The organism is Natronorubrum bangense (assembly GCF_004799645.1).
Taxonomy (GTDB): Archaea; Halobacteriota; Halobacteria; order Halobacteriales; family Natrialbaceae; genus Natronorubrum; species Natronorubrum bangense.
In genome coordinates this window covers 13,044-24,721 of record NZ_CP031308.1, presented here as the reverse complement: position 1 = coordinate 24,721, position 11,678 = coordinate 13,044, and the positions used below count along the sequence as shown (strand labels likewise).

Annotated in this window: 14 protein-coding genes and 1 pseudogene; 3 read left to right on the top strand and 12 right to left on the bottom strand. The window is 56.9% G+C overall.

What is annotated here, in order from left to right:
• Positions 1-205: 205 nt before the first annotated feature.
• The 7 genes from DV706_RS20410 to DV706_RS21895 all read right to left on the bottom strand — a co-directional run bounded on the left by DV706_RS20410 (position 206) and on the right by DV706_RS21895 (position 4,905).
• A complete protein-coding gene (locus tag DV706_RS20410; protein ID WP_240756948.1) occupies positions 206-448 on the bottom strand; it encodes an HNH endonuclease in 243 nt (80 codons plus the stop codon).
• Between the two features lie 280 nt (positions 449-728).
• Complete coding sequence (locus DV706_RS20405) at positions 729-1,625, bottom strand: hypothetical protein (protein WP_006065503.1); 897 nt, start codon at positions 1,623-1,625, stop codon at positions 729-731.
• Positions 1,626-2,347: 722 nt separating this feature from the next.
• Positions 2,348-2,848, bottom strand: a complete 501-nt coding sequence (locus DV706_RS20395) for a hypothetical protein (RefSeq protein ID WP_006065502.1) — start codon at positions 2,846-2,848, stop codon at positions 2,348-2,350.
• Positions 2,845-3,447 carry a DUF7437 domain-containing protein gene (locus tag DV706_RS20390; RefSeq protein WP_006065501.1) on the bottom strand — a complete coding sequence of 201 codons (603 nt, stop codon included), beginning with the start codon at positions 3,445-3,447 and terminating at the stop codon, positions 2,845-2,847. The genes DV706_RS20395 and DV706_RS20390 overlap by 4 nt, the downstream gene beginning before the upstream one ends.
• Positions 3,448-3,830: 383 nt before the next feature.
• Complete coding sequence (locus tag DV706_RS20385) at positions 3,831-4,025, bottom strand: hypothetical protein (protein ID WP_006065500.1); 195 nt, start codon at positions 4,023-4,025, stop codon at positions 3,831-3,833.
• Positions 4,025-4,180 (bottom strand): hypothetical protein, encoded by a 156-nt coding sequence (locus DV706_RS21900; RefSeq protein WP_169331113.1) that lies wholly within the window; start codon positions 4,178-4,180, stop codon positions 4,025-4,027. The genes DV706_RS20385 and DV706_RS21900 overlap by 1 nt, the downstream gene beginning before the upstream one ends.
• 161 nt (positions 4,181-4,341) lie before the next feature.
• Entirely contained in the window at positions 4,342-4,905 is a 564-nt protein-coding gene (locus DV706_RS21895) for a hypothetical protein (protein WP_006065499.1), read from the bottom strand.
• 296 nt (positions 4,906-5,201) lie between these two features.
• Here DV706_RS21895 and DV706_RS21590 point away from each other — a divergent pair, with 296 nt between their 5' ends.
• Positions 5,202-5,543: a hypothetical protein gene (locus tag DV706_RS21590; protein WP_049889712.1), complete on the top strand. Its 342-nt coding sequence runs from the start codon at positions 5,202-5,204 to the stop codon at positions 5,541-5,543.
• Between the two features lie 266 nt (positions 5,544-5,809).
• On the opposite strand, the pseudogene DV706_RS20370 reads toward DV706_RS21590, so the two are convergent.
• Positions 5,810-5,938, bottom strand: a pseudogene (locus DV706_RS20370) (IS5/IS1182 family transposase); the annotation flags it as partial.
• A 200-nt stretch (positions 5,939-6,138) separates the two neighbouring features.
• On the opposite strand from DV706_RS20370, the gene DV706_RS20365 reads away from it, so the two are divergent.
• A complete protein-coding gene (locus DV706_RS20365; protein ID WP_006065496.1) occupies positions 6,139-6,774 on the top strand; it encodes a hypothetical protein in 636 nt (211 codons plus the stop codon).
• A 97-nt stretch (positions 6,775-6,871) separates the two neighbouring features.
• On the opposite strand, the gene DV706_RS22380 is transcribed toward DV706_RS20365, so the two are convergent.
• From DV706_RS22380 to DV706_RS20355, 3 genes are all read right to left on the bottom strand, one after another.
• Positions 6,872-7,006 (bottom strand): hypothetical protein, encoded by a 135-nt coding sequence (locus DV706_RS22380; RefSeq protein ID WP_275040529.1) that lies wholly within the window; start codon positions 7,004-7,006, stop codon positions 6,872-6,874.
• Between the two features lie 77 nt (positions 7,007-7,083).
• Positions 7,084-8,019 carry an ArdC-like ssDNA-binding domain-containing protein gene (locus DV706_RS20360; RefSeq protein ID WP_006065495.1) on the bottom strand — a complete coding sequence of 312 codons (936 nt, stop codon included), beginning with the start codon at positions 8,017-8,019 and terminating at the stop codon, positions 7,084-7,086.
• Positions 8,020-8,162: 143 nt separating this feature from the next.
• The gene (locus tag DV706_RS20355; RefSeq protein ID WP_006065494.1) at positions 8,163-8,444 is read right to left on the bottom strand and encodes a PadR family transcriptional regulator; all 282 of its coding nucleotides are present in this window, start codon (positions 8,442-8,444) and stop codon (positions 8,163-8,165) included.
• A 330-nt stretch (positions 8,445-8,774) separates the two neighbouring features.
• On the opposite strand from DV706_RS20355, the gene DV706_RS20350 reads away from it, so the two are divergent.
• Entirely contained in the window at positions 8,775-9,689 is a 915-nt protein-coding gene (locus tag DV706_RS20350; protein ID WP_006065493.1) for a phosphotransferase family protein, read from the top strand.
• Positions 9,690-9,847: 158 nt separating this feature from the next.
• Here the strand turns inward: DV706_RS20350 and DV706_RS20345 are convergent, their stop codons facing one another.
• Positions 9,848-11,626: a transposase gene (locus DV706_RS20345; protein WP_206537760.1), complete on the bottom strand. Its 1,779-nt coding sequence runs from the start codon at positions 11,624-11,626 to the stop codon at positions 9,848-9,850.
• Positions 11,627-11,678: the final 52 nt, after the last annotated feature.

Here is an 11,678-nt window from a genome sequence, read left to right as displayed (position 1 = left end):
TGCAGATATTGCATGTTCCCTAACCTTCGGCCACGTCGCTGGCAGTGACATAGTCTTGATTAGCGAGTCGGTCATCCGGCGGGCTTCGCAGAGGTGAATGCGAAGCTGTTCACGGGCCGTGAGTATCGTCTCTTCGGGCATAATGGGACGGGAAGCTGGTGTCCCCACGACCCATCGCTGGGGGGATAAACACCACCGGGAGGGGTTAGCGGATATCGGGCTGAAGGGGAGCGAACTGGCCCCAGAAGCGATGATGCGCAGTGCAGAGTGTAATGAGATTTTCGAGTGCGTTTGCTGCCTCGGCGTCATATCGACCGTCCGCATCGACGAATTCTCGCCGAGGCCTGATGTGGTGAATATGAAGCTCGGTTCCACAGTGAGCGTGGTACTCGGATTGATCGACATCACAACCAGGCGTCTGACAGCAGTAGTCGTCACGCTCAAGCACTCGGTGGAGCTGTCGTCGCCAGCGCGCATCTCCGCACTCCTGTCGCTTCCACTCAATTCCCTTAGTTTGTGACTCACCATACCCGGCACGGCGTTTAGTTGCATTCGTACAGTTCGTTGTCACTCGCAGGTCTACTTGTGCCGACTTCCATCGCGGCGCCAGATAAACTGTTCTCGAGGTCGTGGCTGCGCGCGCAGCGAAGCGAGCACGGAGCGGAGGGTGGGGTGGTGGGGTCTGGGTCGGTCCGGCACCTAGCAAAAAAGAGAGTCGCGATGACCGGCTATTCCCACCACCGACCGCGTTCTGGGAACATCACGGTGCTCCACCCAGTGAGGGCTACTGAGACGCGCCCGTTGTACCAGTTCTTCGCAGCCCCGTGAATGCGAACTCGTTCGCCTTCTTCGATCCAGGGTTGGTCACTTGCGACCCACGACGTCAGCTTCGTTCGCCCACTTTCGTCTTCGATGAGCCCCACTTGGGAAATAGCTGAACTCGACGGCTCCCACAGCTGTGTCACAGTACCTTCGATGCTCACTTCTTTCCGATTGACGCCTTCGAGCATCCCGATGGGGACCACCTGTCCCGGCGCCGTCTGCAACTCTTCGAAAACCCCGACGACTGCACTCATCAGGTCTTTTCCATCGACGACGGCTTCACCCATTCGCCGACCAATCGCTGCTCGCGACCAGCCATCCAGCTTCTCTGCCAGCCGCATTGACTGCTTGTTCACCGCCGCCAACTGCTCCTGCGTCAGTTCTGCACGAGGATCGTCTCGGTCCGGATCCGCCCACGGGTTCACGCTCGCCGCCCGTTTCTGGAACTCAACACGTCGCTCAGCACTCTGCTTCGCTACGATATCTCGCGTCCGATTCTCCCGACCGTCTTGCATCCCCATCTCCGCCCTGGCACTGATGCGCTCCAGCTCCGCCTCTCGCGCCCGAATGCGCTCTTCCTGTTCAAGAGTCGCACCGTAGATCCGCTCTTCACTGGTGTCGACCATCCCGTCCGGGTGGTTGGCATCTACCTTCGCCTGCACCTCCATCTGTACCGTTGCCTGGAACTCCGGTGTCTCATCGACGACTTCGAAGCCGTCCTCGTCGACCACCGCTTCGTCCGCTTTTTCGAATGCTTGTTCATCGACCGAAACTACTTCACTGGTAACGTTCTTACTTGACATTGGAATTCTCCAAAATTCCGAAGGCGCTCAGCGCCCGACACCGCGATGCTGCTACATCGCGGTTTTCCGACGACAACGATCGACAGAACCATCTGTGCGCTCTCGCTCGCGCCTTCGTGAGCGCCCCTTGGGGCGCGAGCGAGAGCGTCTCGGGGAGGCCATCCAACCAGAACCGCGCGCCGACCCGCCCGGAGCGAGCGGCCAGCTTTAAGCCGTTTCTCGCGTCCGGCCCGGACTGCGGGTCCGTGTCCAGCGCGACGGTCGTGAGCACGGCGAGTCGTGGTATGACTCGCCGCGTGGAGCGGCCCAAAGTGCTGGAACGCGAAAGCCCGCGAGGGGCGCAACCGAAAACGCGCTTAATGCTGGCGTCGAGACCAGATTCATTTCAGCCCGGAACGGCGAGCTTGCTCGCCGCATGCCCGGAATGGTCGGTCGCGAGTGATGCGGAGGGCGGATGCGGCGAGCGGGGCGTGCCGTAACAAAGAACCTGTTCAACCGGGTTCAACGCTCAGTGAGACAGCCGATATCCTGGTGGAATCAGAAAGGGCGAGGCTGTCTCGGTCGTCCCCCGACTCCGCAAGCACCGTAGGTACGAGGAGCGCAGCGTGGGCCGCGGGATGCCGAGCGACCGAGGGCTTTCGAGACAGTAACGGCTATCGCTGGCGAACTGATATCGAATTTTGCTCCGCAGTGATCGGTGTGTGGACCCAACGAGGAGCGTCCTACTCGAGAAGCTCTTCGACGAAGCGGAAGCCGTTCACGTACGTGACTGAATCGCCGTAGCCCTCACTGGCGAAGACATTCTCAGCCCCTTCTCCAGCGAGGGTATCCGTCGTATAGATGTAAGCGTGGTCAGCGGTCTCGTCGACGAACGCTTGAGCGGCGACCCCTGCCAGCGCTGGATCCGCACGTTCGATCTCGTCGGCAGGGCGGTCATCAGCGTTCGCGATGTATCGCTGCACGCCGTCCATCGTCCGGGAGACTAGTGCGTTCGTGTATCCCAACGGGGCTGCGACTCGGGCCCACCCTTCGTCGATTGCCGTGTCGACCGGCGGCGTCTCGACGTCGGGCGCGTTGACGGTCAGTTCGTCGTAGACGCGTTCCGGGAGGACGAACGTCATGTCGTTCCGGCATGCAAACGTTCGGACGACCTGATACCGACGGTTCGACGGTTTTCCCATCGCGACGAACAGACCGGTATCAGCGATATGGATGGCGCTCACACGTCGTCGCCGGCGATGTCCCGGTCAGCACCCTCGATATCCGCGACCGACGCGCCTGCCTCCTCGATACCGAAGTGCTCGTGGACGACGGGGCGAAGCGCCTGCAGGATGATCTCGGCGGCGAGCGGCGAGATGTCGAGATCACGAGCCATCAGCCGGTGGGTGACCTCGCCACGTTCCCGATCGACGGTGTAGGTGAGTGCCGTTGCGAGTCCGGCGATGCCGTGGCGGTCGATGTAGGTATCGATGTTGTCGTCGGTCGTGCGACGGGCGATGGCGTCGATGAGCGCGGGCGTGATCGTGTACTCGCGAGCGTCATCAGCTGCTGTGACGGTCAGATTGATGTCGCGAGCGACGTACACCCGGGGTTGCTCGTCGGTGGTCGCCTCGATGACGCCGGCGTCGACCAGCCGGTTCACATAGGTGTAGGCCGTTCCCTGTGCGAGGTCGAGTTCGTTCATGAGTTCCTGAACGGTTGCTTCCTCCTCTCGGGCGAGATACGCGTACAGTTTGGCGAGCTGTGGCTCCTCAAGGAGGTCCGCGACCGAGAGGAAGTCGCGGATAACATCCCCGTTGGTTCGGTTTGAGGTGCGTGACATGGGCAATTGAGTGTTTACAGTTTACAGCGAATCAATAAAGAGTGTTGCGGTCAATCTATCCGGACTAGGTGCGAGCGACGCGGCGGGCGGCAGCGGTGAGCGGGACGGGCCGCAGAGAAACACGGTTCAACCGGACTTGACACGCAGCGACTCAGCCGATAGCCTGGCGGGCTCAGAAAGGGTAAGGCTGACTCGGTCGTCCCCCGACCCCGTAAACACTGAATGAAAAGAGGCGCGCAGCGGGAGCAAGCGAGACGGAGTCTCGAGTGGTCGAGGGATACCGAGCAACGGGACAGTCTCACACCCGAGTCCATCTCGGCCAGAGGAGGGGGATCCAGAGAACGGGAGGCGACAGTGCAGGTTTCAGGGCACCTCTGGCGTCATCAGTCGAGCACCTCGACGTCGGGATTCATCCCGGCTGGACCAGCGACCGCTTTCGCCCGCTCGAGTTCGCGGAGTTCTCTCTGGGCCTGTCGTTCGAGGGCAACTGCCCGCCGTCGGCGTTCGATTCTCCGTTTGTCATCAATGTCGTCCTCGATCGTGAAGCGCTTGCCTCGATGATCAATCTGCTCGAGCATCAGTACGCATCCTCCTGAGCTGTGTCTCGAGCGTCTGCCTGCAGATGCTCATAGCGGACTTCACAGCTGTCCGAACAGAATCGGCCAGCGTATCCTGCCCGATCGCGGGTGAGTCTCGTACAGGCCGGTAGCCGACACTCGTTATACTTGGTCATCTGGCAATACCTCGCTTCAGGGGCCATGTCGTCTCAGCGTCTGGCGACGCTGGTGCTACGTTGTTTGTTCGCATCGGTGTCTGCGGTGGCTTCAGTCGAACCCCCGCACTCCTCTCGGGGACGACAAACTATCTCGAACGGACGATCGGTTCTACCCACAGTCACCGGTTGAATGTCCCATCCGGGGCGGGAGTGATCCCAGTCCGAATCTCGAGGTCGACGCGTCTGAGATGTTTGCAACCACCGGAGGGCTGGCGTTGTTCACAATCCGGACAAGTACACGTCTCCGCTTCGACGTCAACCATGTAGGTGTTCCCACTCCCGCTGACGACCTCGTAGGTTGGCCCCACGCTGGCGAAACGAACGTCCATATCCTCGCTCAGCGCGCGACGGGTTCGTGGCTCATCGACAGAGTAGCCGCCTGCCTCGAGTGCAGTCGGTGGTTGGGTGTCCGTACAAGGGTTGATGAATTCCTCTCGACGATTGCGTTCTTGGCCGCATTTTCTGCAGCGCCAGTAGCGTGTGCGGTATTCATAGCCTTCTGTGAGGTCGATCTCATACGGTGATGGCTCAGTTCCGGGAAGCCACTCATCAATAGCTATGAGTTCATGTCCGTTGAGGTGGGCAACGTCACCTGGGTAGCTGCGGTCCCGATCGCTCGTGTCTTTCTGCTTGAGTTGGTATTCTCGATGCGTCTCGTTCTGGAGTGGTTGATCTGTACTCATCAGTGATCTCGAGGCACATTGAGTTGCGCCTCACGCTTGTTGGCGCACAAAAAATCGCTTGTAGCGTCTGCCGTCGAGATATAGTTTCGAAAGGAGCGGTGTTTTTCTGAGCAAGTTAAAAGTTCCCCCACGAAATCCGAAAACGATTCTCATGTGGGGTAACTTGGGTATCATCAAGACACCATTGTTTCCAGTATTTCCGCTGTTAGCGCTTCGAGACGGTGGCACTACCTTTTCGTTCTGAGTTCGTAGATACGACCGTTCATTCGTCGATACTCTCGGAGCACACTCTTGAGATGTCGACAGGCGTCTTTGGCCCGCCAATCAAGTTCATCCTCTCGAGCCCTTTGCAACGATTCGGCATACCACTGGCAAGCGTCAGCAGTGAGAGCCAGCCACGCTACTCGAGTGTGGATACGCCCACGCCGACGTCCAACCATCCAGATCGTCACGATCGCGTCCAGTCGATTTCTGATCTCCTTGTCACCGTGTATTTCGAACCACTCTCCTCGAAGCTCACAGGCCGAGACGACTGTCTCACAGAACTCTTCGTCGACGCCGAGTACAACGTGGTGTCCTCGAGTCTGCTGAACCTCGAGAATAATGATCGGGCCTCCGTGATCTTGAGTTGGATCTGATCCTGGTGCGAAATGGCACAAGCTGGCGAGCAGTATACCGTTGACGTTGGTTTTTCACAAACCAGATTGAGGCACGCCGTCTTTACGGGATCGGCAGTACGTATCCTTCGCTGTGTCATTGGGTTTTCACGCAGACACCTTCTCTGATGCGCCTGCACCTTGTTCAGGCGCACAAAACACAACGCGAACACGAGTACGGTGTTGCCCTAATAGTGATGTGAGATCTCTCGAAATGGCCGTGGTGAATCGCCATACTGCGGTTGATTTTACTGTTCGATGGCACGCTTGATGTTATAGACGACACACATCAGGACAATTTCACGGAACTCACGATACCAGAATCGCGTACGCACGGCGTCGCCGAGAGTGCGCTTGATCACAGAGAAGACGGTCTGCCACAGATACTGATGACATCCACCGAGAAGTCTTTGAAGCGATTACGCAGGTTCAGGGCCGGATAGTTGTCCAGGTATGGGGAGCCACTGCGGTCATCACGCCGGAAGAACTTCGGCTGTACGATCAGAGAGGCAACAGGAAAGAATAGCAGAAAGTTCCCGAAAGGTTTCTAATCTATCAATATAACAGGTTGGATATCGTGAATCCTCCAGAGGAGGTCGACGACTCATTCAGACGGCTCTTCGACAAGACGGCAGAGATCATCCACGAGGAAGAGAACCTCAAGAAGGCGTACAAAACCCTGGATAAGCACTTCAATCACCTTGACAACGGGCGTAGTCGGGCAGTCTACGAAGTCCCATCCAACATTGCGGAAGGAGACCAACGTCTGGTAGTAAAGTTTGCACTTCCGGAGATAGGGAAGACAGGAACGGAAGATGCGCTGTACCCGGTAGACTACACCGAGGGATGGATGTCGAACTGGCACGAAGTTATTCTCTCCCGCTATGAGCCCCTCGATCATCTGCTCGTCCCTGTAATCGACCACCACGAAGATGCCTTGTGGACCGTCATGCCCTACGCCGAGACACTGCCGAAATCGCAGGAGATCGCTAACCAGCTCGCCCCTCTCACCGATGAAATCGAGGAGTCAAACATCGAGTTTGTAAGCCACGGGATGACCACAGGCCAACCAGAGATATACCAGATCAACGCCTGGGGCCGGTACAACGGCGAGTATCGGCTCAGGGACTACGGAGGTATCGTTGTATCGGAAGACGAGTTCCTCGAACAGCTGCCCTACCCACTGTCCGACCCAGAGATCGTGAAGGACTAAGGCGCAACGTCGCCGCTGTCAGGGTCTCGTACCGTGGTCACCAGCACTTCGGAGCTGTCGGCGTCTGATTCTTCCAGCTTCCGTTCTAGGCCTTTCATCACGACTGGTTCCGGCAGGCGACTATCGTCTTCCAGTCCTTTTCCAGGTGGTCTTGGACGTGGTTGATTTCTCTGTCGTTGACTCCCATCGCAACTTCGACCGCTATCTTGTTCTCTCCGTCGAGGCTATACACATCGGCGTTCAATTTCTCGACGAACGCGGTCCAGCTAGATCCTCGAGTGCTTCAATGATTTCGAACAACAGTGTCCGTCACACATCGACCATTTCCTCCTCGACGACGTCGATGATCTCCTGCGCAGTCGAACTGATTCGTTCAAGCCGCTCGAGAATTGCCTCCGGCTCATCCCCCTCCCACGCGGCGAGGTAAAACGCTGACCCACTCGTGTCCACCCCGAAATGCCGACCGACGATGTATCCGACGGCTTCAGCCTCGAGTTCGCGTTTCGACCTTTCGTCTTCGGTATCGAGACCACCGTGTAGCAGTGCGTGAGCGTACTCGTGAACGAGTGTGACAGCGAGATCAGCCTCGTTTTCGCGATCACGCACTTCAACGAGTGGCTGTTTCTCCAGACGATACTGACAGACGCCCTTGGCGCTGCCGTGAGACCACTCCTGAGGAGGGACGACCTCAACCACTACCTCAAGGACAACCGCTGCCTCGAGGAGTGCTGGCACCAGTTCGTCGGCAGTGCCGTTTGCCTCGGTCTCGAGTTCCGGGAGTGGTTCTCCCTCTGTCTGGGAGATATCGAAGACTGGTGCTGGCCGAAAGCCGACAAGCCCCTTGTTCCACTCGTCGGGTTCCGTTTCGTCGTATTCGCAGTCACTCCGTTCGTGGTACGACGACGAGTTTCCACACTCGGGGCATTTCCTCGCGATGATCGGCGCCCAGATCCAGATCGCTTTTTCGCCTTCGCTCACACATCGATCGAACTCGTTTTGCCACGTTCTGTAGCCGGCAACTCGAGTCGCGTGCGGACACTGGACCTGGATCAGTAGTGTGTTTCGAGGAGAGTAGTCGTGGAACTCACTCTGGACGCCGAGCCACTCTCTGAACTGCTCGCTCGAGACGGCGTCGTCGACCTCACAGACGAGGTCCTCGAGCCACGTTTCGATCGTACTGTGCATTTCGTCGTGCCGGCTCTCTGAATCGTCGAACGTTTCCCGGGTGCTGTTGCTCGTAGCCATGATCAAGTCACGTCCCTCGAGTCGAACTCGAGAAGACCGCTGGCCATCAGCGGGTCTGGAAAAAACCACCGTGCGGTCAGCGTCGAGACGGTGGACGAGATAGGAAGGTTCTCAGCAGCGTTGCAGAACGGACTCCGCCCAAATCACAGCGTATCTTCGACGTACTGGTCTTCCCAGCGTCGTCGGTCTTCGATTTCCCGACGTCCTCGGCGCGTTACGGAGTAGATGTTCGTTCGACGGTCGGCTTCACCTTTCTCGATCAGTCCCTTCTCGACGAGGGTGTCAAGATTCGGATACAGACGACCGTGGTGGATCTCTTTCTCGTAGTAGTCCTCGAGTTCGTCTTTGATTGCGAGTCCGTGAGGCTCATCGAGTCCAGCAGCCACGTACAGGAGGTCACGTTGAAACCCGGTCAGGTCGTACATGGGCGATTCTATGGGAGGTCGTCAAGTAAATTTACGGAATTGTGACTGATGCGCTCTGTTGAAATCCTTGATCTGTGATGTATTTAGGAGTCTTGCTGAATAGACAGCGCGAATGTCACACGAAGCGTGGCCCGATTTGCGAAGGTGATGATCACTCAGTGCAGGGCGGGTACACAGCACTACTCTTCGTCGGTGACGACCGATGCAGTGGTGTACCGAGACCAGAATTTTTTTATTACTCCATTGAAAATTGAGTACCCTCTACTCGGTCGTAGCCGTAGCACTGTGCGACGTACGACCGGTCGTCACCCGTCACGTGGCGTCACCTCTATGAGACGCGAGATCGCTAATAGACTTGAAGTACAGTTCGACAGCCACGACGTCCTCCGACAACTCCACGACGTCCCGCCACACGAGGTATATGAAGTAACCATCGACGGCCAGCGCGCCGTCACCAAGCTGAATACTGGCACAACTGGAAAAGCGGGATTTGAGGGGCGAGTGATGGCATTCATCGGCGAACACACCTCGACTCCGGTCCCGGAGACGCTGCTCGTCGAGGACGAGTTCTATGTCGCCGCGTGGCATGATGACGCTCCCTCGCCCGAGACTGAGCAAGATGCGGACGAAAGCTGGGCGCGCGCCGCTGGGGGTGGGCTGGCAAGACTCCACGACGAGACGGCTCCGTTTCTCGGCACGTATGGTGCGTTTCGACCAGACGATGGTCTTGGAATCCGTAGTCACAACGAGTGGCACGCCGCCGCAACTGAGTACGTTTGCAGCCGTCGTCCAACCCTCGCCCGGTACGGTCATGCTGACGTGGTCGACAAGGTAATCGAGTATCTCGATGGACATCCGGACGCGTTCGCTGGGGCCGACAGTCCGGTATGTTGTCACGGCTGGGCTACGCCGGAACACGTCTCTGTCGACAACGGGGAGGTGGCGTGCATGATAGATTTCGAGCACGCGATCGCCGCACCCGGCGAGTACGACTACTGGCGAACGGTGTTCCCAGCGTTCGGAGCAGAAGAGAGTGACGCTCGAAACGCGTTCCGAGAAAGCTACGAGTCGGTCCGTCCGCTGCCGGATGGGTTTGAACGGCGACAACACCACTACGCACTCCTGAATGGTGTGTACTATTTCGAGTCGCTGTACGTGCAAAACCAGCACGGCCGAAAAGAAACGTCAGCCATTGCCGAGCGACTCGATAACTGGATCACTGAAATATTGAACAGCCTGTCTTAACAACCGATATGCTCTGCTGAACTTACACTCTGAGGGCACCGCAGAAAGGGGTGTTCTGACAAGAACACCCCGTCCCAATCACCAGTGATTATCTCATCAGAAGCGAGCCGCCACTACAGAAGCACCAGCCACAGCGACAAACGGTATTTTTTACCCGACTATCCTGCCGATTTCTCTCGCTTCGCCTCCGATTCCAGGAATCCGGAGGCTCGCTTCAGGTTTCTCCCGATAGCTTTCGCTATTGATCCGTTTTTCACCTTGATTTTCCCTGTGAACGTCGCTTTCTCCCCGTCTTTGTGATACATCTCGTTGATCAACGACTCAGCTCCGGCACGTAACTTCAGAAACTCCTGTTCAGCCGGATCATCTAACCGCTTGCGTCGCTGCGCAATTTCTACCCGCCGTTCTCTGAAGCCGTAGCTGTAGTGTTGCTGTTGTTCCTTGACGAAACAGTTCTCTCTGTGCGGACATCCGTCACAGAACTCCTTCTCCATTTTTCCAGAAATTCGACCGGTTTCGTAGTGGTTCTGGTCGAATGGTTCGTGTCCGGCAGGACACGCAACCATTCTGGTACCGTCCCATTCCGGTGCAGCCAGTGACATCTTCTCCTCTGCTGGTCGTTGACCTGTGATTCCAGAGAAGTGCTGCGTGATCTCCTGATCACGGCAGCGCTTCTCTACTTCCTTGTGCGTGTACCCACCATCCACGAGCAGGTCACGTAGCCCTGTCTCAGCCGAGAGTTCCGGTATGTCCTCGTCAAGGAGGTCGCCGTCGTCCGTGTTGTTGGTATCGACTCGAATCGCAGTGATGAGTCGGAATGGATTCTCACCATTGCACGTCTCCGCTACATTCGCTTTGTATCCGTGGTAATCCTCTCCGTTCTTGTAGCGGTAGGTTGCCTCCTCGTCGTGTGGGTTTTGCAACGAGCCGCTGTCGATCGCGTCGGGCTCTTTCAGCCCGACGTGATCGGACCGGTCATCGGTGTCTTCCCCGGATAACTCTGTGTTTTCTTCACTTTGGTCAGTCTCTGTCTTCTCTTCGGGAGAAGTGTACGTTCGGAGGGGTTGCCAGTCCGGTGACGAGTCGTCACCGGGCTGGCGCTGGTCATCAGAATCGTCCACGTCCTCGTCGTCTTCGAACTCGGCAATGCGATAACACTGTTCGTCGAGAACCTGCTGAAGATGAGCAAAGCTCTCCAATTCGGCGTATTCATCGTCATCTTCGAACCGATCAACAAGCCACGCGGTATGCTCGGCGAGTGTTTCCATGGTTGCTGGAATTTCGCCTGGTTCAAGCTGGTAGGACAGTTCCAGGTTGTCGGTGTCTGCGAACTCGTCGATACCAGCGGGCAATTCCTGTACGATCTCCTTGGGGAGATCGCACAGGAAGTTGTGGAGGACTTTGGCGAGGAGATCAACACGGGACAGTTGCTTGATGTTCGCCTCGATGAACGTCGAATCCATCCGCTGCGTACTGGCGTCAATCTCAAACTCGTCTTGGAAGTAGCTGCGGTGATCTTCGAAGACCTCGTGTAACAGATCCTGACCAGTCTCTTCTTCGTGTTCCATCAACCGGCGGCGGAAATTGGTGAATGTCTTCTCACAGATGTTGTCGCCGAGCGTTTCTTTCCCCAGTGCGTTTCTGACGCGAAAATCGAAGATGTAGGCGTATTCAAGCTCTTCGTCAGAGAGGTCGAGCAGGTGTTTGATGATCTCCAGTGAAACAAGCTCATTAACAGGCTTGTTCGGACGGCTATACCCGTCGTGGTATAGCCGCCCGAACTTCGTCTCATCTATCTGGGTGAAAATATGTTGGTAAAAGTGGGTTGACCAGTGGTTCTGTAACTTTTCGTCAATGCGGGGTGGAAGGTCTTTTACAGGTGAGAATAACTTTTCCTGGTGATGCTCATTATTTTCTTCGAACACGTTATTAGCCAAGTTACTGATTTAACGGCTTGCCTAGGTAAATACTTTATGGAGATTATAGAAC